The following is a 22,075-nucleotide window of genomic DNA, read 5'->3' on the forward strand; positions in this document are numbered from 1 at the left end:
AACGCGGAGTGATCGCCGCCGCAAGTCAGGCGCCGATCCGCAGGCGCTCGCTGTAGATCGTGAAGCGACCTTCGCGCACGAAGCCGAGCAAGGTCATGCCGGCCTCCTCGGCCAGCTCGACGGCGAGGCTCGAAGGGGCGCCGACGGCCGCGAGGATCGGGATCTGGGCCATGACGGCCTTCTGGACCAGCTCGAAGCTGGCGCGGCCGCTGACCAGCAGGACGGCGTCGAGCGCGGGCAGCTGACCGGCGAGCAGGAGGGCGCCGACGAGCTTGTCGACGGCGTTGTGACGCCCGACGTCCTCGCGCAGGAGACGAAGCTCACCGCGCACGTCGAACAGCCCGGCTGCGTGGATCCCTCCGGTCGAGGCGAATGTGGCCTGCGCACGCAGCAGCGCGCCCGGGAGCCCGGGGATCACCGCGGCCGACAGCTCGGGGCGGCCCGGGGTGAGCGGCCCCGGCGGGCGCGCGCGCAGATTGTCGAGCGAGGCCCGCCCGCACACGCCGCAGGCGGAGGTCATGACGAAGCTGCGCTTTGGGACAGCTTCGGGGAGGCGCACGCCGGGGGCGAGGTCGACGCGCACGTGATCGACGTCGCAGGTGATGCCGGCGATCTGCTCGCGGCGGGTGACGAGGCCCTCTGTGTAGAGGAAGCCGGCGGCGAGGTCGGCGTCGTCGCCCGGGGTGCGCATGGTGATCGCCAGGCGCCGCGGCTCGGGCTCGTCGCCGGTGGCGACGCGGATCTCGAGCGGGTCCTCGACGGCGAGCTGCTCGTGGCGCGCGAACACCTGGCCACCGCGGTGCACGACCGCGGAGACGCTGCGGATCCGCGGGTCGTCGGCGGTCATGGCGCGAGGAGGCCGAACTCGCGGCAGGCGGGCCCGAAGTTCTCGTTCTTGTGGCTCGAGCGGCTGAGCTTGTAGAGCGCGAAGCGCTGCAGCGGCGCGAGCCCGGACCACCGCGCCGGGGTCAGCGCGATGCCCTCGGCGGCGGCCTTGGCGGCGACCTCGGCGGGGATCTGCGCGGCGCTGGCCCACGGCGGGGCGGGATCGACGGGGCAGCGCGCCGGCGGCTCGCCCATGCGCTGCTCGACCATGGCGACGACGGCGGCGTCGAAGCGGCGCACGGCCTCGGCGCCGTCGAGCCCGGGCTGGTCGAGCAGGCCGACGACGACGCCGCGCTGCTCGGGGCCGAGCTTGACCCACTCCTTGAGCGAGAGCTTGATCCCGCACAGGTCGAGTCGGTGGCGCACGGCCATGGGGATGCAGCGGAGGTCGGTCTGGAAGTCGCCCTCGAAGGCGAACAGCGCGGGGTGGTGCGACACGCCGCGAGGCTAGCGCAGGACGGGCGCCGGCGCGAGGACGGCGGGCGACGCGGCGCCGCCGGGAGAGAGGTGAAGCTCACGACCGGGCGCGCGCGAGGATGAGGATGTCTCGAAGGACAGGTCGTGGCGGATGACATGTCTTGGGGGACATGTGCGCGGCGGTCCGCTTGACCTGGTCGGGCGGAGGGTCCAGCGTTGCGTCGGCATGGCGGACACGGACGACCTGGACAGCCTCTCGCGCGGCGACAGCTTCGAGGACCGGATCTTCACGGGGCTCGAGCTGCAGGACCTCGAGCTCGGGGGCAAGGAGTTCGTCGGTTGCCGGTTCGTCGGCTGCAAGGGGCAAGAGAGCCGCTGGGGCGGGGTGCGGCTGGAGGACTGCGTGTTCGAGCGCTGCGACCTGACGCAGGCGAAGGTCGCGGGGATGGTGGCGGGCAAGCTGCAATTTCGCGGCAGCAAGTTGATGGGGATCGAGTGGACCGAGCTGGGGAAGTTCGCCAGCCTGGCGTTCGTCGAGTGCACGCTGCAGTACGCGTCGTTCCTGCGCCTGAGCCTGCGCAAGGCGGAGTTCGTCGACTGCACGCTGACCGAGGCCAACTTCTTCGAGGTCGACCTCGGCGAGGCGACGTTCCGCGGGAGCACGCTGAACGGCAGCGTGTTCCGCGGCTGCAAGCTGCGCAAGACCGACTTCTCCGCGGCCACCGGGGTGTTCTTCGACCCGGCGCAGAACGAGGCGCGTGATGCGGTGATCGCGATCGAGACGGCGGCGCTGCTGGCGATGCACCTCGGGCTGCGCGTGGCCGGGTATTCGTCGGACTCGGGGGCGACGGCGAAGGCGAATCGCGGCCGGCGTAAGTAGCAGGCGTCGCGTCGTCAGACGATGTGGAGCGGGTGGGGGACGGGGGCGGCGAACAGGTAGCCCTTTTCGTTCCACTTCTGCGCGGCGAGGTCGGGCTGGCCGTTGCCGTACTCGTCGACGGCGCGCGGGGTCACGGTCATGTCGCCGGGCACGGCGTCGAGGTCGAATTGCCAGCGGACGCCGGCGAGGGGGAGGTTGTCGCCGACCAGGCGCGCGGGTCGATAATTATGGCCACCGTCGAGGCTGACCTCGACTCTGGCGATTCGTCCGAACGGTGACCAGGCGAGGCCCGAGATCGGCTGTCGGCCGGGGGGCAGCACGGCGGGCCACGGCAGGCACACGGCGCTCTTCACCACGCCGGTGGTGAGCGGCGGGGGCGGCTTCGGATAGTCCGGGCCGATGAGCACGTACTCCTCGGTGTTCATCTTGACGGACGGCTGACGGACGGTGACCTCGAGCGCGCCGAGCCACTTCACGCTGGCGGCGCCGACCCACCCGGGCACGAGGACGCGCGCCGGGAAGCCGTGGTCGGGCGGCAGCGGGGCGCCGTTCATGGTGTGGGCCACGAGCGTGTCGCCGGCCAGCGCCTTGGCGAGCGGCAGCGGCCGGGCGTAGCGTTCGTCGTCGAGGCCGATCGGCGTCACCCAGGCCGCGTGCGGGCGCAGCCCGGCGCTGTGCAAGATCTCCGCGAGCCGCACCCCGACCCATTCGGCCACCCCGTAACCGCCGTCGCGCCACGGCGAGCCCTCGGCGGGGCGGTGCATCAATTCGTCGAAGTAGGCGCGCCCGTTGCCGGCGCACTCGAGGTAGCGGATCGCGCGGACGCTCGGCATCGTCAGGAGCTGGGCGTACGACAGGCTCAGCGGCCGGGCGACGCCCTCGCCGTCGACCCGCAGCGACCAGGTGTCGGCGGCGATGAGGGGCGTCGGGCCGTGGTTGCGGACGTAGAAGCTCGCGGTGGGGGTGATCAGCGAATCGGTCGGGAGGCTGTCGAGGCGCGTCTCGACGGAGTAGGGCTCGTGGCGGATGAAGGCCTCCGTGGGCAGGGCCTTGACGAGCGTGCCGGAGGTCGGGGCGCTGCGGCTGCGACAGGCGGCGAACACAGCGGCGCCGCCGAGGAGGGTGAGGAGCTCGCGGCGTGAGGGTCCGGGGCTGGCGACGATGACTCGCACGGGCGGAGCGTCGCATCGGTCGCGCTCGCGGTCGCGGCGCCGGGAGCGAGGAGGGCCGTGCTCGCGGGTGCGCGCGGGGTTGCCGGCGCACGAGGGCGGCGGCGCAGTTCGCTCGCGACGGCCGCTCGCTCGAGCGTGCGTCGTGCTCGCGCGCCGAGGCGTTTGTCTTTGCTGCGATGGTCGGTGGATTTCTGATGCGGGGCGAGGTGGCACCAATCGCAAGACTGCGGTCAATCATCGGACCGCGGTATCCCTCCTGTGGAGTGAATGTCGGCGAACTCGTGGTCATGAATTGCGGAGAAGGCGCACTCGCGCGAGGGCTCGTGGTGGGGCATGCTGTCGCGCATGGCTTACTTGTCCGTGTTGCTCGCGCTGGGTGTTCAGGCCGCTTCCGTGCCGGAGGGGCCGCAGCCGCAGGCCGTGGCGGCGGCGGGCGGCGAGGACGAGGGCGTGCGGCTGGCGAGGTATTTCGAGGCAGAGCGGCAATACGCGGACCGCGTCGGGCGAGCGCTGGGGCAGGACATGCGCGGGCACTGGGCCGACTATCAGGACGACCAGAAGGACCGGGCCGAGGCGCGCGCAGAAGGGGACGACGACGAGGACAGCGAGGTGCAGAGCTTCGCGCAGTACCTCGACGACAAGTATCGCCGGCGCATGAAGCCCGGGGGGATCCTGCTCGGCGTGGGCTTCGCTCCGCTCGGGTTCGGGCTCTACATCGGTCTCACGCTCGGCGAGGGCTACGGCGTCGGCTTGACGATGGCGGGGATCGGCGGCGCGGTCATCGTCACCGGGGCAGTGCTGCTGGGCGTCCGCGGGGCGCAGCTGCGACGGCTGCGCGAGGTGCAGGCGGGGCTCGCCGCGAGCGGGCCGGGGGCGCGCCTGCGCTGGCGCGGGGTGGCTCCGCTGCATGACCCGCAGCTGCGCACGTACGGGGCCAGCGTCGGCTTCGCGTTCTGAGTGAATCGAGGAGGCGTTCGGGACATGTGCGAAGGGCCAGCCGATCGGCTGGCCCGCGGCGGTCACGGGTGGACGCTGGTCCACGCGGGGTCGTCGTTCACCAGCTGCGCGAGCCACGGCTGCAGCGCGACGCCGGCGCTGGTGACGGGCATCGGCGCGGTGAGGAGGACGTGGCCGACGCCGTCGACGAGGAAGTAGCCGGCGCGCTCGTACGGGTCGACGTGGGTCTGGACGATCTCCTCGATCGCCTGCGGGAACTGCTCGATCTGGAAGCCGAAATAGATGGGGACGATCCAGTCGCGCGTGTACGACAGCAGGGCCCAGCGCTGGGTCTGGTGATTGGCGCCGTAATAGTCGTAGATCGCGCCGAAGGTCTCCTGGCAGCCGGCGCACCCGGGCGGCAGCGAGGAGGCGAGGTTCCAGCGCTCGCGCCAGGTGTCGGACAGCTCCTTGGCGAGGTAGGGCGGGTCGAGCGGGGGGCCGCTGTCGTCGACGAGGTCGACGCGCACGTCGCCGAAGGCCTGCTGCACGCGCCACCAGTTGAAGGTGGCACCGTAGCCGCCGGCGCTGGCGCCGATGAGGTAGGCGCGCTCGGCCGCGGGGAAGGTCGGGACGATCCGCGCGAGATAGGCGACGAGGTTGGCGCCGCCGACGTGCATGGTGGTGTGCTCGCCGTAGGTCACGACGTTGTCGCCGCCGTGCATGTCGCCGGTGCAGTAGGGGACGTAGACGAAGCTCATGTCGCGGAAGGGGTTGTCGGCGTCGCCGCGGTCGAAGATCTTCGCGGTGGCGACCTTGGGCAGTTGCGGATCGAAGTCGGCCTTGAACTGGGCCTCGCCGTAGCCGTCGCTGACGTGCACGCTCGCGTTCATGGTGTAACAGGTGTTCTCGTCCCAGCAGGCGCCGCCGCCCTCGAGGTAGACGACCACGCGATCGCTGCGGTCGGTGAGGTTGACGGCGATGCCGGTGCTGTCACCGTTGGCGCAGTGGGCGTCGGCGAAGGGAACCCAGGTCCACGTCTCGGCGGGCGCGTCGATGGGGGCGCCGTCGCTGTCGCCCCCGGTCGTCGGGACGCCGCCGGTGCTCGAGCTGCTACCTTCATTGTCGCCGGTGCTCGTATCGTCGAGGGTAGTGGTCGTGGTGGTGGTGGTGGTGCTGTCGGTCGCGGCGCCGCCGTCGTCGCCGGGGCAGCCGCCCAGAGCGGCGGTGACGAGGAGGAGGAGCGGCGTGGCGTAAGCTCGGCTGGTTGGCATGGCCCGACGCTACAGCGCCCGGGCACGGGGCGTGCCCGGCATCCTCTCAGCGCCGATTCCGGTGCCTCCGCAGGACAGCGCATCCGACGCCGTTTGCCCCAAGTGGTTTTTGAGACATGTGAGCATTGCGAAGCGAGCCCGGCGTCGTGGCTGTGCCGCGATTGTCGTTCGTGTGAGCGTGGCGAATTGCGACACCACGGCGTGAATCAGCGAGGCGCGTGACTGTGGCGAATTGCGACACCCACGAATCGGCGGGGAGCCCGGAGGACGAAGGGCGCCCCGGCAGCGCGAGGTCGCGGCGCCGAGGCGGGTGGTCAGCGGATGTTGCCGATCGAGTTCTTGGCGGTGTCGTGACGGGTACCGGCGCGCACGCCGGTCTTGATGGTCAAGCTGGGCTGCTTCTTGGTGTTCATGGTGCCTCCTATTGGCGATCGTGACCGTAGCACGCGGGGTGGTGCGTGCGAGGGCGTGCCGCGGGGCCGGATCGGGCGATCGCGAGGGCGCACGCGCGGGCTCGTGCGCGGCGAGGCGAGGTCGCGCGTGAGGTCGGCGGCGCGGCTTCGCGACGAGGGGGCAGGCGATGAGGTCGCGACGAGGACGATCATCGCGACGACGAGGGGAGCGAGGACCTCGCTGTCGCTCCTGTCGCAGAGGTTCGCCGCTCGGCGAGGACCATCGGCGCGGCGAGGCGCGGCGGTTCACCGTCGGACGTGACGGGGAGGCCGCTCGCGTCGGCAGCCGCGCGGCCTCCGGCGGTCTGTGAGCGGGGAAGGCGCGCGGCCCGCTCATGTCGAGCACGGCATGCACGTGCGGTTCGTCATCAAGGAGGGCCTCCCCGCGTGTTCGCTGCCGTGTGAGCCTGGGCCGACCGTCTCCCGCCATGCGGCCGCTGGCTCCGTCGTGACCGCAGATCTCGGGGGGCCGCGAAAAAATTCGCCGACCATGTCACACCGGGCCACCCCCATCTCGTCCTGTCCGTGAGCGTGCACGAGGCACGCGGGAGACGAACCATGACGACCCCACGACTGCAGAACCCGTTCAAACACGCACCCGAGGGCTTCAAGGCGATGATGGCGCTGGAGGCGAGCTTCAAGTCGAGCGGCCTCGAGCACAGCGTGATCGAACTGGTGAAGCTGCGCGCGTCGCAGATCAACGGCTGCGCCTTCTGCATCCACATGCACGCGACCGACGCCCGCAAGGCCGGTGAGACCGAGATGCGGCTCTACATGCTCAACGCGTGGCGCGAGTCGTCGCTGTACACGCCGCGCGAGCGGGCGGCGCTGGCCTGGACGGAGTCGCTGACGCGTCTGGCCGAGACCGGCGCGCCGGATGCCGACTACGAGCTGGTGAAGGCGCAGTTCAACGAGGCCGAGCAGGTGCAGCTGACGCTGCTGATCGGCGCGATCAACGTGTGGAACCGCGTGCAGGTCGGGCTCCGCGCGGCGCATCCGGTGGACCCTCCGAGTGCTGCCCACTGAGGAGACGATGCAATTGTTCGAGGCGCAGCGGCCCCGGCTGCAGCGCCTGGCCTACCGCATGCTCGGCTCGGTCGCCGAGGCCGAGGATGTGGTTCAGGACGCGTGGTTGCGCTGGCGCAAGGTCGAGGAGGCCGTCGACGCGCCGGCGGCGTATCTCGGCCGCATCGTCACGCGGCTCTGCCTCGATCGCATGAAGTCCGCGCGGGCGCGGCGAGAGACGTACGTCGGCGCCTGGCTGCCCGAGCCGCTGGTCGCCGCCGAGGCGGATGTCGCCGACGACCTGACGCTGACGCTGATGCTGGCGCTCGAGCGCCTGTCGCCGCTCGAGCGCGCGGCGTTCCTGCTGCACGACGTGTTCGGCGTGGCGCTCGGCGAGGTGGCGACCGCGCTCGAGCGCGACGCGGCGGCGGTGCGCCAGCTGGCGTCCCGCGCCCGCAAGCACGTGCAGGCGGCCCGGCCGCGCTATCAGGTCGAGCAGGCGGAGGCGGACCGCATCGCCCACGCATTCTTCGTGGCGTCGCGCGACGGCGACCTGCAGGCGTTGCAGGCGTTGCTGACCGAGGATGTGGTGATCCAATCCGACGGCGGCGGGCGAGTGCCGGCGTTCCGCAACCCGATCCGCGGGCTCGCGCGCGTGCTCCGGCTGTACGCAGGGCTGCGGCGCAAGTTCGCCGAGAAGCCGGTGCTGCTGCGCCCGCTGACGATCGACGGCCTGCCGGGCTTCGCGAGCATCGATCGCGGGCGCGTGCTGCAGACGACGGCGCTGGAGCTGAAGGACGGGCGGATCGCGGCGATCTACATCGTCCGCAACCCCGACAAGCTCCGCCACGTGGTGGCGGGACTGGACGCGCCGTAGGCCGCGGGCGCAGCGGCGACGGCCGGATCGCGCTGCCTGTGCGCGACGCGAGATCGTCAGCGTCGAGCTCGACGCCGTCACGAGCTTCTGCTCTCGCCGGAGCGGCGATCACTCCGACGGCGGTTCGCTGATGGAGTCCTTCATCGCGTCACGGACGATCGCCTCCAGCGCGGCGATCGTCGCGTCGTCGAGCTCGGCGAAGTAGCCGCGCTTGCGCGCAGACAGCTTGCCGCCGTTGGCCAGGCAGATCTTGATGAAGTTTTGCTCCTTCCGGTCCGGCATCTCGACCACTGCGCGCATTCCGGCGCGGACCTCGTCGAAGCGCCGCAGGAAGTCGAGCTCCGCGACGAGGTCCACTTCGATCGCCTGCTCCAGCCATCCGAAGGTCGCCTCGCACACCGCCGTGAGTTCGGGGCCGTGTTGCGGCGCACCTACGGGCCCGAGCCGCTCGGCGAGATCCTGGGGCACGTGCTCGAGCAATTCGACAGGGCCGAGGAATTCCTGTTCGACTCGGTGAATCAGGTGATCATGCGCTCGTGGCATTCGGGTCGTACGGTGCTGGTGGGTGACGCGGCGTGGTGCATGACGCTGTACTCGGGGATGGGCGCGTCGATGGGGCTGGCCGGCGGCTCGCTGCTCGGGCGGCTGCTGGCGCGGCATCCGGACGACGTCGAGACGGCGCTGCGCACGTGGGAGGCGCGTTTGATGGCGTTCACCCGCCAGCATCAACGGGCCGCGCTGTTCAAGTCGCAGGTGTTCACGCCGAGCGGGCCCATCGCCCACCTGATCCTCAAGGGTTTGCACAGGCTCGGCGGCAAGCGGCGCCAGGAGGATGTCCCAAGCGCGCTGGAGCTGTACTTCGTGCGGCCGATGAACGTCGACTTTGCCGACTAGGGCGCGTTGCGCCACGCTTCTGGCCCGGGAAGATCCGATGCCCAAGATCGACGCGTCCACCATCGCCGAACACCGCGAGACGATCTGGAGGCGCCTGCGCGACGGGTTCCTCCAGGCCGTCGAGGAGGAGGGCTACGGGGCGCTGACGCTGGCGTCGATCGCCAGACACGCGGGGATCGCGAGGAACACGATCTACAACTACGCGCCGACGAAGGACGCGCTGCTCGTGGCGGTCGTGAAGTCCGAGGCCGAACCGTTCGTGGCCGCGCTCGTGGAGGAGTGCGCGCACATCGACGAGCCGGAGGACCGACTCGCGCACCTGGTCCGCCGGCAGCTGGCGGTGCTGGTGCCGGGCGTCCACGGGCTGGCGGTCGTCAACGCGCTCGAGAACATGCTGCCCGACGACGTGAGCGCGGCGATCGCCGCGTGCTTCGAGCCGGTGTTCGCGGTCGTCGCCGGCATCGTCCAGCAGGGCATCGCGGCGGGCGACTTCCGCCCCGTCGCGGACGTGCGCCGCCTCGTCGAGATGATGGTCGGCGTGGTCCATGCGGCCCGCCGCTCGGTCGTCGCCGGCGCGCCGGTCGACCTGGTCGTGGCAGAGACCGCGGAGTTCCTGCTCGGGGGCCTGCGGGGTCGCGAGGCCCGGCGACGGGCGGCCGCACCGGGCGAATGAGAATGGTTCAGCATTCGCGAGATCGCGCGCGGGGTCAATGTTCCGCTGAAGTGCAGCGCCGTCGTGAGTTCCAGGACGGTTTGACTGGATGACGCGACCTGTGATGGCCCCATCGAGGGCCGTCGCGCGTGAAGGTCGCGCTCGACGATCTCGATGTTCGTGGTACACCGGGCTGAACATGCGAGCGAGACAGCGGAGATTCTGGTACGTGGGCGGCGGCGTCCTGGCCTCCGCCCTGTGGGTCGGCTGCTGGGCCGTCACCGCGCTTCCTGGATCGTCGGCCGTCACGTTGCAATGGGCGGCTGGCAACGCGCTCGCGCTCGTGGTCGGGGCGGCATTCGGGGCGGCCGCGGTCACGCGAACCGACGCATAGTGCACCCGCCGCGAGGGCCGAGGCCCACGGCGGACAGATGCGGGGGCTCGCACGACATTCTCGTCGAGGGCGAGGCGTCGGGCGGAGGGCGGCCTCGCGCCCCTGCCGTCGGAGCCAGGGGCTCACAAGATATTGACAATCAGCTTGGCGACGAAGGCGCCGATCGGGCCGAAGGATTGCCAGCTGCTCTCGGTGGCCCCGCAGCTCGGCATGCTGCTCCACCCGGGGAGGTTGGGGTTCGTGCCGGGCGGGTTGTAGAGGCGATGGGCGCCGTTCGGCGCCCTGGAGTCGGTATAATAGCAGTTCGCGCCGAGCACGTCTCCGTTCGCGTCGACGTCGTCGTACACCGATTCGAGGACGAACTCGTAGTGGCCGATGACCGGCCAGCCCGGGTGAGGCGGAAGATGGGCGCTGGTGGTCTGGTCGAACCACGGGGGGTCGTGCGCGAGGTCCTTGAAGTTGACGGGCGTGCCCAGCACGGTCCGCGGGGCGCCGTCGTAATAGGCGCGGTATGCATTGGCCGCGGCGTTGTAGCCGGCGAGGCCGTAGCTGCGCTCGCCGGGCTCGCCCGGGTCTGCGTCCGAATTGGGGGTGATCGCCAGGAACTCCTGCGGTTTGGAGAAGGCGTGCCCCTGGCAGGCGATCACCGAGGTGGACGGGGTCTTGAGGTCGTACGAGCCGCTCGCCACGCCGTCCTCGAGCCAGGCCGCCGGGCCGTCGGAATTGAGGACGACGTGCTGCAGGACCAGCGCCTTGCCGGTCTCTTGCGGGGAGCTGGGGCAGATCGAATAGTAGGTGCCGTTCCACGGGTTGGGTCCGGCCGTGGGCGGGAGGTCGGCCGGCACGCCCGCCGACGGGTAGTCGGTCGTCGGCGGCGCGGTCATCGCGGCGATCGTGTACGTCCACACGTCGAAGGTCGACGCGGACGGGCTCGGCGCGACGCTGTGAGGGCGGAGCCACATCGGGACGCTCTCGTACGTCGGCGGGTTGGTGTCGGTGTGCTTGATCCTCAGGATGAAGAACGCCTGGAGCGCCTCGTCGATGGCGACCCTGGTGTCCAGATCGTAGCTGTACGCGCTCAGCCTGCCCTCCGCGTCCGGGGCCAGGAAATCGAAGGCCATCCAGGCGCCGTTTTCGCGCTGGAGGGTCCCGAACAGCCAGCGCGATTCGTCAGCAGAGTTCACGGAGGGGTCGGGCGCCGCGAAGTCCTCCCGGGTCCGGATGTTGGAGAACTGGTAGTCCCCCACGTACGGCGAGTTCTTGAGGCAGTAGGGCGGGTCGTCGCACTCGCCGTCGCGGAAGCTGACGGGCTCGTCCGACAGGTCGGCGAGCTCGTCGGCCGCGAGCTCGTCACAGGCGGCCGACCCGGCCGCGAAGGAGAAGTTCAGGGCGACAAGGAGCTTGATGGAGGGGCGCATAAGGGTTCGTCTCGGCGAAGGGCAGGTGTCTTCGAAGTAGTGCCCCGGGGGGCTCGAATAATTGGACCGCTCGACCCGACCTCCGGCACGCGCCAACTCACATGCGTATCGCTCGGACCCCACCCGATGGTTGCCCGGCGGAAGTGCACCCAGGCGCACTTCTGCGCCGAGCTTCGGACGCGGGTCGGTTACGAGGAGCTGGAGCCGCCGGGGATGATGTGCTTGATGACGAAGGCGCCGACCGGGCCGAAATTGGCCCAGGTGCTCTGGGTGGCGCCGCAGCTCGACATGGTGTTCCACCCGGGGAGGTTGGGGTTTCCGCCGGGCGGGTCGTAGCGGCGATGGACCCCCTGCGGGAAGCGGGAGTCCGTGTAGTAGCAATTGGCGCCGAACGGATCCTCGTCCTTGTACACCGATTCCAGGACGGGCTCCCAGTCGCCGATGATCGGAGCGCTCGGGAGATCGGTGGTCTGGTCGAACCACGGGGTGGCGTGCGCGAGGTCCTTGAAGCGGACGGCCGCGCCGAGCTGCGTCCGCGAGGCACCGTCGTAGAAAGCCCGGTAGGCGTTGATCGCGGCGTTGTAGCCGGCGAGGCCGTAGCTGCGCTCGCCGGGCTCGCTCGGGTGGGCGTTCGAATTGGGGGTGACCGCCAGGAACTCCTGCGGCTTGGCGACGGCGTGCCCCTGGCAGGCGATCACCGAGGTGGACGGGGTCTTGAGGTCGAGCGTCCCATTTCCCGCGCCGTCCTCGAGCCAGGCCGCCGTGCCGTCGAACTTGAGGACGGCGTGCTTGAGGACGAGCGCCTTGCCGCTCTCTCCCGCTGCCGGAGATGTGGGGCAGATCGAGCGGTACGTGCCGATCCAGGGGGAGGGCCCGCCGAATGGCGGCCAGGGCGGGAGGGGAGACGGCTCCTCCTCGAGGTAGTCGATCGTCGGTTGATCGGTCATCGCGGCGATCGTGTATGTCCAGACGTCGAAGGTCGACGCGGCCGGGCTCGGCGAGACGCCGTCGAACTTGAGCCACATCGGGATCTCCTGGATCTGCGCGCCGGGGCCGGGCTGGTAGATCCGCACCATGAAGAACGCCTGGAGCGCCTCGTCGACGAAGTATTCGGCGTCGGCCGCCGAGTCACGCGCGATCAGCCGGCCCTCCGCGGTCGGGAACAGGTAATCGAAGGACACCCAGGTGTCGGTGAGCTGGAGCATTCCGTAGTCCCAGCGCGAGTGGCCCGAAGAGCTCACGTCAGGCTCGGGGGCGACGGTGTCCTTCTGGGTCCGGATGTTGGAGAACTGGTAGTCCCCCACGTACGGCGAGTTGCTGAGGCACTGAGGCGGGTCGTCGCAGCGGAAGGAGACGGGCTCGTCCGGCTGACCGGCGAGGTCGTCCGCTGCGATGTCGTCGCAGGCGGCAGAGGCAGCCGCGAGGGAGAGGTTCAGGGCGACAAGGGTCTTGATCGAGGGGCGCATCATGAGTTCGTCACGGGTGGTCAAGATCGGGTCGTCTCGAGGAAGAGCTGACGGGTGAGTAGTGCCCGGGAGGGCCTGGACAATCGGGTCGCCGGGCAGACTCCGGCACGCGGCAACTCACATGCACCTCGCGGCCGCCGCGCTCGGCCTTCATCGGATGGCTGCCCGCAGAAGGGCTGCAACGGGGGATCTTAGGCGCACAACCGCGCCGGACTTCGGACCAGGTTCGGACGCGCCACGATACCGGTGCGACGCGTCTATGTTCAATCGCACACCGCGGGCTACAAAGTACGGACGAGTGGTGGGCATATTGCTCCTGCGGACGACCAGACGGTGAATCCCCCCGCGCGAAAACTGCTCGGCAAGCCGGGCGCCCTGGAGGCCGACGAAGAGCGCTCGAGCTTCGAGACGACCGCTCGCTCCGATGCGGCCGGGCTGCCGGGGGCGACGCCGGAGTCCGGGCGGGCCGGGGAAGAGAACGAGATGACGCCGCCGGCTCCCCCTCCGCCGGAGGCCGGCGACCCGCTCGGCAAGCAGCTGGTGAAGCGCGCGCTGTTCCCCAAACGCGCGCAGCCGGTTCAGCTCGGGCGCTTCACGGTGCTCAAGCTCCTCGGTCAGGGCGGGATGGGCGTCGTCTACGCCTGCTACGACGACCAGCTCGATCGCAAGGTCGCCGTCAAGGTCCTGCACCGCGAGGTCGTCCGCGAGCAGGAGACGGCGCGGAAGCGGCTCCTGCGCGAGGCGCAGGCGATGGCCCGGCTGTCGCATCCCAACATCGTCGCCGTCCACGAGGTCGGGCAGGAGGGCGGGACGGTCTACGTGGCGATGGAGTTCGTCCGCGGCCTCAGCCTCGACGCGTGGGCCCACGAGCCGCGATCGTGGAAGGAGGTCCTGTCGGTGTACCTGCAGGCGGGGCGCGGCCTCGCGGCGGCGCACAAGGCCGGGCTCGTGCACCGCGACTTCAAGCCGCAGAACGCGATGATCAGCGACGAGGGGCAGGTCAAGGTGCTGGACTTCGGCCTCGCCCGCCTGAGCGACGAGGACCTGCGCGAGGAGGATCTGGCCGGGGCGCGGGGGGGCTCGGAGGACGCGACCCCGCTGCTGATGCGCCCGTTGACGCGAATGGGCGTGATCCTCGGCACCCCGGCCTATATGTCGCCGGAGCAGCACCTCGGCGAGCGAGCGACGGCCGAGAGCGATCAGTTCAGCTTCTGCGTGTCGCTTTACCAGAGCCTGTACGGCCGCTTGCCGTTCTCGACCGAGTCGTTCGCGGCGATGCGCGACGACGTGGTGCACGGGCGCGTGGCGCCGGCGCCGTCGGGGAGCCCGGTGCCGTCGCGGGTGTTCAAGGCGCTCCGCCGCGGCATGATGGCGGCGCCCCGCGATCGCTTCGTGGCGATGACGGAGCTGCTGGCGGCGCTCGAGCGCGACCCCGGCGCGGCGTACCGACGCGTCGCTGCATTGGCCGCGACCGCCGTGGTCGCCGGCGTGGCGGGCATGGCCGCCACCGCGGGCGATGCCGCGACGCCGCAGTGCCCGGACGCGGGCCCGGAGCTCGCGGGCGTGTGGGACGACGGACGCGCGGCGGAGGTCCGTGCCTCGGTGCAAAAGAAGGCGCCCGGGCGCGCCGCGGAGCTGGTGGCGGCGATCGAGCCGAAGCTCGCGCGCTATGCCGCCACCTGGGTGCAGCTCCGCAACGACGCCTGTCGCGCGCACGCCGAGGGGCGACAGACGCCGCACATGTTCGACCTGCGGACCTCGTGCCTCGATCAGCGGCGCGCCGCCCTCGCGGCCACGGTCGATGCATTCGCGCTCGCCGACGCGACGAACCTCGACGACATGGTCCAGACGGTCGCCGGGCTGCCTCCGCTCGACACCTGTGCGAACGTCGAGGCGCTGATGGCCACGCTGCCGCCGCCGGGGGAGGCGTTGATGCGCGCGCGGGTCCAGCAGCACCGCGAGACGCTGGCCCGGGCCGAGGTCCACGAGCACACGGCGCATCCCCGCCTCGGGCTCCAGCTCGTCGAGAGCGTGCTCGCCGACGCCGAGGCCATGACGTACGAGCCGTTGCTCGCCGAGGCGAACCTGCGCAAGGGGAGCCTGCAGATCCGCGACGGGGCGCCGACGGCGGCGCTGCAATCGTTCGACGACGCGCTGTGGACGGCGATCGGCGTGGGCCACGAGGTGGTGGCGGCGGTGACGAGCTCCCGGCGGGGGTTCCTCCTGGCCTATCAGCTCAAGCGACCGGAACAGGCGCGGACCGAGCTGCGGCTGATGTCGGCGCTGAACCGGAAGATCGAGCAGGACGTCGACAACTACAGCGAATTCCTCAACAACGTCGGGGCGATTCATGCGATCGCGGGAGATTGGGCCGAGGCCCGCGAGAAGTGGGAGGAGGCCGTGCGCCTGCGCGAGCAGCACGGACGCCACGAGACGCCCCTGGGCATCGGCACATTGTTCAATCTCGGGGCGCACCACGTGAACACCGGCCGCCACGAGGAGGCCGTGCCGATCTTTCATCAGGTGATCGACCGGTCGGAGCGAGTGTCCGGCCCGAATCACCCGGATGGCGCGATGTACGAGGTGATGCTCGCCCACGCCCTGACGAGCCTCGGTCGGCCCCGCGAAGCGCTGGCGCGGATGCAGGCGCTTCAGACGCGGGTCGATCGCGGCGAGAGCAAGGTGGCGCGGATGACCGCGCTGGTCGGCCTGGCCCGCGCCGAGCTCGCCCTCGACGACAGCGGCTCGGCCCTGCGGCACTTCGTGGCCGCGCAAGCGGCGAGCCCCGCGAGCTTCTCGAGCGCCGGGCGGTCCTGGATCATGGTCGCGGCGGCGGCGGCCGGCGAGGTGCCGACGATGGAGAAGGCGCGCGACGAGGCGCTGGCCGCGATCAACGAGAACACCGACGTCCGCGGCACCACGTACCAGGATATCTTGTTGCGACACGGGCGAGCGTTGGCGGCGCTCGGCCGCCACCGCGAGGCGCTGGAGCCGCTGGAGCAGGCCCGGTCGGCGCTCGTCGGGTCGGAGAATCCGACGCACGTGTGGCAGCGAGGGCGGCTGTCGCTCGAGCTGGGCCGACTCCGCGGGCGGCTCGCGGAACACGAGGCGGCCGAGACCGAGCTGCGGACGGCGGTGGCCGCATTCGAGGCGGTGCTGCCGCCGCACAACCTCGAGCTCGCCGACGCGTTGCTGGCGCTCGGCGAGTTCGCGCTCGAGCGCCAGCGGCCCGACGAAGCTGCGCAGTGGTTGTCCCGGGCGGAGTCGATCTACGTCACGACCGCGGAGCCTGATTATGCGCCGTTGATGCAGGCTCGAGCCGCGCTGGCGCGGGTTCGTTGAGGGCAATTCGCCGCGAATGCGGGGACCCGGGTCGATCGCCGCTCATCTCGCCGGCGAAGGAGACGCCGGCGGGACCTCGATCGGCGTGAGAGGCGCCTCCCGCTCCACGATTCGAATCACGGGCACCGCCCCGGCGGGCCGCGATGCCCAATCGATCTCCAGGCAAGGAGGGGCGTAGGCCGAGCCGACGAATCGCGCCGGCGGCGACGACCATGTCCCGTCGTCGTGCTTCCAGCGAGCGTACGCCGACCTGTCGCCGCCCTGACGCAGCACGAGCTTCTTCGGCGCGAACCAGCGCACGCGCGCGCCGAGCTTCGCCGCCTGCAGGGCCGCGTGGTCGATCCTGCCGCGCCGGAGCGGCCAGGGCAGCGCCACATCCGTCGTGACCGGTGAGAGGAGGAGGCCAAAATCCAGGCACAGCGCGACGGGCCGGCCCGCCGCGTCGAGCCCCCACCAGCCGCCGTAGACGCCGTCGCCGTCGCCCGACGAGAACGCGAAGACGACGCGCCCGCCGAGCACGTGGCGCACACCCAGAGCCGATGGCCCGAGCACGGCGCGCTCGAGGGCGTTCTGCAGCTCATCGGAGGCCGCCTCGTCGGCGGGGGCCCATGCGTCCACGTCGCCGTCGGTGAAGCCGCACGTGCCCGAGTCGACGCCGGCCCCGAGTGTCTTGGCCCACGCGACGGCCGGCTCGTCGGAGAAACGCACGCGGGCTGCCGCCACGCGCACGTCGACCTGACCGTCGGCGAGCGGGAATCGCACGAGCGACAGCTCGACCGGATAGCTGCCCTTCGGGATCGACGCGCCCTCCGGACGCGCGGCGGCGAGGCCCGTGAAGGCATCACCGAGCGCCACGGCCCCGGACTCGATTCGAAGGTCGCCCAGCGTGACGACCCGGGTCGTGAGGCGGACGCCGTCGTTGTCGACGAAGGTCAAGCCGTCGATAAAGGCGACGGCGAAGTCGGTGTGTACGGTCGTGTCTCCCGCCATTGGAATCCCCCGAGCGCGCGCGTTCGGCTGTCTCGCTGTAGATGAAATCGCGCGCCGGCGCCAGCGCGACAGCACAGCGAGCGTGGCTTTGTACTATGTCGACCCGGGAGGGTCCTACCGTGCCATTCGGTCCCATCAATCGAGCGCGAACCGGCGGAGCCAGGCCTGGTTGATGTCGGCTTGGTCCGCCCCGGAGAAGAAGTTGCCGGCGACGAAGAGGGCGTCGGGGCTGAAGGCGGCAGCGACGGCGCGGTCGTCCACCACGTCTTCCGGCTTCTCGAGCACCGACGACCACAGCAGGGCGCCTGCGGCGTCGTGGACACGGACGACGCTCTCGTTGTCGCCGGTGAGGTCACCGCCGACGACGGCGATCTGCTCTCCTGGACCCACTGCGACGCGCGTGGGCCACGAGCCCGGGGCGAGGTCCAGATCTGCTCGTTGTCGGGGCCGAGCCGGCGGAGGACGAATTTGTTGTCGGGGCTGTTGCCGGCGATCACGAGCTCGCTCGCGCCGATAGGCGCCGCCCCGCTCCACTGAGTCGCAGCGCCGGGGAATTGCTCGGCCCAGGGATCGGCGCCGTCCGGGCCGAAGGCGACGACGAGCGCATCACCCTCCGCGAGCTCCGGGTCCAGCTTGCCGACAGAGACGACCTGCTCGCCGATGACGGCGAGATCGTCGCAGAGGACCGATTGTCCGGGCGGCGTCGCGGTCACCCACACGATCTCGCCGGTGGCGGGATCGTGACGCCGGACGGTGACCTGCACCTTGTCCCCACCGCTGTGCGCGGCCGAGTAGACGGCGTCGGGGCCCAGCGCGAGACCGGCGAAGCCGCCGTCGATGTCGAGGGACCACAACGACTTCATCTCGGAGGAGAACGCCTGCAGGGTCCCGGCGATGCCGGCGATGAAGATCCGCCCGCCGACGTCGATGGCGAGCTCGCCGGGGTCGGCGATCGTTCGCCGCCACAGCTCGGTGCCGTCGGGTGCGAAGGCCAGGAGATGGGCCGTGTCGCCGCCCCACCCGTTGACGAGGATCCGGCCGGCCGGGTCGAGGTCGAGGTCCGCCACGGCGTCGATGCCGGCGAGCTCGATGCTCCAGACGACCCGCCCGCTGCGCTGGCACGCGCCGTCGCAGCCGTCGTTCGCTTCGTCGTTGCCGTCGTCGCAGCGCTCGCCGGCATCGACCACGCCGTCGCCGCACACGCCAGGCTCCGATTCGCCGCTGCTCGCGCTCGTGGTCGGCGTGGCGTCGGTCGAGCCGCCGCTCGAGCCCTCGGGGCTGCCGGTGTCCTGGGGATGGTCGCCGACGACGATCGACGGGACGCAGGCGGCGAGGGCGAGGGTGATGAGGACGGTGGTGGGAGCGGCGAACTGCACGAGCGTGACCTCCACCGAAGCTCGTCCCCGGCCGCGCTGAGTTTCCGTCATCGACCGCGAAAATTTTCGTCGCCGCCGCCGTTCCGTGTTCCGCCCGTGGCGGCAGGTAGCCCCTCGGCGCACGCACCAATCGCAGCGCGGACGTCCATCACATGTCGCCGGGGACAGCAGGGCGAGGTCGCGCCCGCGAGCGGGCGCGGCGAACTCGACCGGGAGAGGCGCGCGTCCACGCCGCCCGGCGATCGCGGACGAACCGGTCGCGCTCGACGGGCAGACCGGTCGCTCCGGCTCGTGGGCCGCCGATCGGCGCCGGCCGGGCCCGGTCGTCGCGGTCGGGTCGCTTGTGACCTGCCCATCCTCGAGCGACGCGGACGAGCCCCGCCGCCGGGCGAGGATGGCGTATCGTCGCTCGCGGATGCAATCGAGCAAGCGCCCCTTCGCCTGGCTTCCTGCGCTCTTCTCCGGCGCCGCGTTCATGCTCGCCGCGTGCAGCGACGACACGTCCTCCGCGACGCAGGACGAGCCCGACACGAGTTCGACGAGCGCGAGCTCGACGAGCGAGAGCTCCACCGGCGAGCCGGTGCCGACGACGGGTGCGCCCACGACCACGACCACGAGCACGACCGGCGAACCCGAGCCGACGACGTCGACGTCGACGTCGACGACCGAGCCGGAATCGACGTCGACCACGACGTCGACGACCGAGCCCGACACGACGAGCAGCAGCACGGAGCCCCGGCCCGGCTGCGGCGACTCGGTGATCGACGCCGGCGAGACGTGCGACGACGGCAACACCGATGTCGGTGACGGCTGCGACGCCGACTGCGGCCAGGAGTCGGGCTTCGCGTGCGACGGCGAGCCGAGCGTCTGCAGCGCGGTCTGCGGCGACGGCCTCGTCGTCGGCGGCGAGACGTGCGACGACGGCAACACCGATGTCGGTGACGGCTGTGACGCGCTCTGTGCCCCCGAGCCGGGCTTCGCGTGCGACGGCGAGCCGAGCGTCTGCATGGCCGCGTGCGGCGACGGCATCACCGCCGGCGGCGAGACGTGCGACGACGGCAACAGCGACGCCGGTGACGGCTGCGACGCGCTCTGTGCCACCGAGCCGGGCTGGAGCTGCGCCGGCGCGCCCAGCACGTGCACGCCGGCCTGCGGCGACGGCCTCGTCCTCCCCGGCCTCGAGGACTGCGACGACGGCAACCTGACGGCCGGCGACGGCTGCAGCGACGCGTGTGAGGTCGAGGTCGGCTGGGCGTGCGCGGGCGAGCCCAGCGCGTGCGTCACCACGTGCAACGACGGCGTGGTCGCCGGCGCCGAGGCGTGTGACGACGGCAACATCGCCACCGGCGACGGCTGCAGCCCGCTGTGCCTCGTCGACTATGGGTGGGGCTGCAGCGGCTCCCCGAGCGTGTGCAACGAGACCGCCGCGCTGGCCGCGGTGGCCCTCGGCGGCTTCGGCGGCTGCGTGCTCACGACCACCGGCGACGTCGCCTGCTTCGGGCGCAACACCTCGGGCGAGGTCGGCAACGGGACCACGAACGTCGAGACGCACATGCCCGCGCTCGCGCTCACCGGCGCCGTCGCCGTCACCGCCGGCGAGGAGCATCATTGCGCGATCCGTGCCGCCGGCGACGTGTGGTGCTGGGGCGACAACCTCGACTCCCAGCTCGGTCCGCTCGCGCCTGCGCCCGCCGACAAGTCGCAGCCGGTGGAGGTCACCGGCATGCCGGCCGCGGCGGCGATCGACGCCGGCGACGATCACACCTGCGTCCTCGACACCGCGGGCCTCGTGTGGTGTTGGGGTGACAACAGTCAGCGCCAGCTCGGCCACGGCGGCAACGACGTGGTCGACGACGCCACGCCGAAGGTCGTGCCGATGCCCGGCGGGCTGGCGGCCGTCGACCTCGGCCTCGGCGACGATCATTCGTGCGCCGTGCTCGCCGACGGCAGCGTGGCCTGCTGGGGCGACGACGCGCTCGGTCAGCTCGGCGACGGGGTCGCGGGCACCGACAGCGGCTCGGCCACGCTCGTGCCCGGGCTCGCGGGGATGGTCTTCGTCGACGTCGAGGGCGGCCAGTTCAACACCTGCGCGACCACCAACCTCGGCGAGCTGTACTGCTGGGGGCAGAACACCGACGGCCAGCTCGGCGACGGCACGACCATGAACAGCGCCACGCCGCTGCCCGTCGCCTTGCCGGCCGAGGTCGACGCGTTCAGCCTCGGCGACGACTTCGCCTGTGCCCTCCTCGTGACCGACGAGGTGCTGTGCTGGGGCGAGGCCGAGGACTTCCAGGCCGGCACCCGCGACCTCGTCGATCAGCTCACCCCGTTACCGGTGGCGGAGCTGCCCGCGGGGGACATCGAGGACCTCGAGGCCGGTGCGCGCGGGGTGTGCATCGTCGCGGCCGGGGAGCGCTACTGCTGGGGCTACAGCGATCTCGGCAACCTTGGCATCGCCCCGCAGAACGAGCTCGAACCGTCGCCGGTGGGCTTCTCCGGGCCGGTCGCCGAGCTCGCCCTCGACCGGCCGGAGTACCGCGGCGTGCTGTGCGGCGTGCTCGTCGACGGCACCGTGGAGTGCTCCGGCCAGGGCACGCTGGTGTCGAACAGCGCGGCCACCGGCGCGGCCGGTTACTTCGAGCCGATCAGCTATCACCTCACCGTGCCGACGCAATTGCCGGCGCTCGCCAATGTGCAGACCATGGGCATGGGCGACGGCTTCGCCTGCGCCGCCACCCTCGACGACGTGCGGTGCTGGGGCGACAACTCGCAGCGCCAGCTCGGTCAGGGCGGCGTCGACACCACCGACATCCTGATCCCCACGCCCGTCGTCGGCCTCGGCGCCGTCGACGAGCTCGAGCTGGGAGCCGGCAACGCCTGCGTCCGTACCGGCGGCAATGTGCAGTGCTGGGGTGACAACGCGCAGTTCCAGACCGGCGCGCCCGGGACCACCGAGGACCAGAGCGCGCCGGTGACGGTCGTGGGCCTGAGCGACGCCGTCGACCTCGCGCTCGGCCTCAATCACGCCTGCGCCGTGCGAGCGACCGGCGAGGTGGTCTGCTGGGGCGACGACTCGCAGGGCGGCCTCGGCGACGGCGACAACAACCCCGACGATTCGGCGCTCCCGGTCACGGTCACCGGCGTGGCGCCGGGAGCGACGGCGGTCGTCGCGGGCGAGAACCACGCCTGCGCGCTCGCGGGCGGGCAGGTCTATTGTTGGGGCAACGGCCAGGCGCTCGGGCAAGGCGTCGATGTCGACTCGGACACCGCGCTGCTGGTGCCCGGCGTGACGTCGATCGTGCAGATCGACGCCGGCTGGAACTACAACTGCGCCCTCGACGACGCGGGCGACGTGTGGTGCTGGGGCTACTCGCTCGACGGCCAGCACGGCGACGGCGGCCAGCTGCTCACCGGCAACACCTACACGCTCTCGCCGGTGAAGTTCGCGGTGGCCAGCGAGATCTCCCGCGTCGTCGCCGGCAACTCGCTCACCTGCATCGAGACCGCGGGCGAGTGGAGCTGCGTCGGCTTCCGCGCCACCGGCCAGCTCGGCAACGGCACCACCGTCGAGCCGGTCGTGCCCACGCCGACCTTCTTCGGCCTGTGACGCGCGGGCTGTGTCACGGCCCCGGCGCTGCCGGGGCG

17 protein-coding genes are annotated in these 22,075 nt (G+C 71.4%); 8 read left to right on the forward strand and 9 right to left on the reverse strand.

Features of this window, described 5'->3' with window-relative positions:
• Positions 1-25: 25 nt before the first annotated feature.
• Together fdhD and K7C98_RS09720 are read right to left on the reverse strand one after the other, a co-directional pair.
• Positions 26-847: a formate dehydrogenase accessory sulfurtransferase FdhD gene (fdhD, locus tag K7C98_RS09715; protein ID WP_224191316.1), complete on the reverse strand. Its 822-nt coding sequence runs from the start codon at positions 845-847 to the stop codon at positions 26-28.
• Positions 844-1,323 (reverse strand): nitrate reductase associated protein, encoded by a 480-nt coding sequence (locus K7C98_RS09720; protein WP_224191317.1) that lies wholly within the window; start codon positions 1,321-1,323, stop codon positions 844-846. Before K7C98_RS09720 ends, fdhD begins: the two co-directional genes overlap by 4 nt.
• 205 nt (positions 1,324-1,528) lie before the next feature.
• On the opposite strand from K7C98_RS09720, the gene K7C98_RS09725 reads away from it, so the two are divergent.
• Positions 1,529-2,182, forward strand: a complete 654-nt coding sequence (locus K7C98_RS09725) for a pentapeptide repeat-containing protein (protein WP_224191318.1) — start codon at positions 1,529-1,531, stop codon at positions 2,180-2,182.
• 14 nt (positions 2,183-2,196) lie between these two features.
• Here K7C98_RS09725 and K7C98_RS09730 read toward each other — a convergent pair whose 3' ends face one another.
• The gene (locus K7C98_RS09730; protein ID WP_224191319.1) at positions 2,197-3,354 is read right to left on the reverse strand and encodes a sulfite oxidase; all 1,158 of its coding nucleotides are present in this window, start codon (positions 3,352-3,354) and stop codon (positions 2,197-2,199) included.
• Positions 3,355-3,699: 345 nt separating this feature from the next.
• Between K7C98_RS09730 and K7C98_RS09735 the strand changes: the two genes are divergently transcribed.
• Positions 3,700-4,311: a hypothetical protein gene (locus tag K7C98_RS09735; protein WP_224191320.1), complete on the forward strand. Its 612-nt coding sequence runs from the start codon at positions 3,700-3,702 to the stop codon at positions 4,309-4,311.
• 62 nt (positions 4,312-4,373) lie between these two features.
• Here the strand turns inward: K7C98_RS09735 and K7C98_RS09740 are convergent, their stop codons facing one another.
• Positions 4,374-5,564 (reverse strand): pectinacetylesterase family protein, encoded by a 1,191-nt coding sequence (locus tag K7C98_RS09740; RefSeq protein WP_224191321.1) that lies wholly within the window; start codon positions 5,562-5,564, stop codon positions 4,374-4,376.
• A 1,010-nt stretch (positions 5,565-6,574) separates the two neighbouring features.
• On the opposite strand from K7C98_RS09740, the gene K7C98_RS09745 reads away from it, so the two are divergent.
• Positions 6,575-7,042, forward strand: coding sequence for a carboxymuconolactone decarboxylase family protein (locus K7C98_RS09745; RefSeq protein WP_224191322.1), 468 nt, complete (start codon positions 6,575-6,577; stop codon positions 7,040-7,042).
• Between the two features lie 7 nt (positions 7,043-7,049).
• Positions 7,050-7,898 (forward strand): sigma-70 family RNA polymerase sigma factor, encoded by an 849-nt coding sequence (locus K7C98_RS09750; RefSeq protein WP_224191323.1) that lies wholly within the window; start codon positions 7,050-7,052, stop codon positions 7,896-7,898.
• 108 nt (positions 7,899-8,006) lie between these two features.
• Here K7C98_RS09750 and K7C98_RS09755 read toward each other — a convergent pair whose 3' ends face one another.
• The gene (locus tag K7C98_RS09755) at positions 8,007-8,297 is read right to left on the reverse strand and encodes a hypothetical protein (RefSeq protein WP_224191324.1); all 291 of its coding nucleotides are present in this window, start codon (positions 8,295-8,297) and stop codon (positions 8,007-8,009) included.
• Positions 8,298-8,315: 18 nt separating this feature from the next.
• Between K7C98_RS09755 and K7C98_RS09760 the strand changes: the two genes are divergently transcribed.
• Positions 8,316-8,792 carry a hypothetical protein gene (locus tag K7C98_RS09760; RefSeq protein WP_224191325.1) on the forward strand — a complete coding sequence of 159 codons (477 nt, stop codon included), beginning with the start codon at positions 8,316-8,318 and terminating at the stop codon, positions 8,790-8,792.
• Positions 8,793-8,829: 37 nt separating this feature from the next.
• Positions 8,830-9,465, forward strand: a complete 636-nt coding sequence (locus K7C98_RS09765; RefSeq protein ID WP_224191326.1) for a TetR/AcrR family transcriptional regulator — start codon at positions 8,830-8,832, stop codon at positions 9,463-9,465.
• 495 nt (positions 9,466-9,960) lie between these two features.
• Here the strand turns inward: K7C98_RS09765 and K7C98_RS09770 are convergent, their stop codons facing one another.
• Positions 9,961-11,256, reverse strand: a complete 1,296-nt coding sequence (locus K7C98_RS09770) for a hypothetical protein (RefSeq protein ID WP_224191327.1) — start codon at positions 11,254-11,256, stop codon at positions 9,961-9,963.
• 188 nt (positions 11,257-11,444) lie between these two features.
• Positions 11,445-12,722: a hypothetical protein gene (locus K7C98_RS09775; protein ID WP_224191328.1), complete on the reverse strand. Its 1,278-nt coding sequence runs from the start codon at positions 12,720-12,722 to the stop codon at positions 11,445-11,447.
• A 333-nt stretch (positions 12,723-13,055) separates the two neighbouring features.
• On the opposite strand from K7C98_RS09775, the gene K7C98_RS09780 reads away from it, so the two are divergent.
• A complete protein-coding gene (locus K7C98_RS09780; RefSeq protein WP_224191329.1) occupies positions 13,056-16,064 on the forward strand; it encodes a protein kinase domain-containing protein in 3,009 nt (1,002 codons plus the stop codon).
• A 42-nt stretch (positions 16,065-16,106) separates the two neighbouring features.
• Here the strand turns inward: K7C98_RS09780 and K7C98_RS09785 are convergent, their stop codons facing one another.
• Together K7C98_RS09785 and K7C98_RS09790 are read right to left on the reverse strand one after the other, a co-directional pair.
• Positions 16,107-17,054: a DUF4241 domain-containing protein gene (locus K7C98_RS09785; RefSeq protein WP_224191330.1), complete on the reverse strand. Its 948-nt coding sequence runs from the start codon at positions 17,052-17,054 to the stop codon at positions 16,107-16,109.
• Positions 16,997-18,430 (reverse strand): PQQ-binding-like beta-propeller repeat protein, encoded by a 1,434-nt coding sequence (locus K7C98_RS09790; protein ID WP_224191331.1) that lies wholly within the window; start codon positions 18,428-18,430, stop codon positions 16,997-16,999. The genes K7C98_RS09785 and K7C98_RS09790 overlap by 58 nt, the downstream gene beginning before the upstream one ends.
• Positions 18,431-18,845: 415 nt before the next feature.
• On the opposite strand from K7C98_RS09790, the gene K7C98_RS09795 reads away from it, so the two are divergent.
• Complete coding sequence (locus K7C98_RS09795) at positions 18,846-22,037, forward strand: DUF4215 domain-containing protein (protein ID WP_224191332.1); 3,192 nt, start codon at positions 18,846-18,848, stop codon at positions 22,035-22,037.
• Positions 22,038-22,075 lie beyond the last annotated feature (38 nt).

The organism is Nannocystis pusilla (genome assembly GCF_020073745.1).
GTDB classification, from domain to species: domain Bacteria; phylum Myxococcota_A; class Polyangia; order Nannocystales; family Nannocystaceae; genus Nannocystis; species Nannocystis radixulma.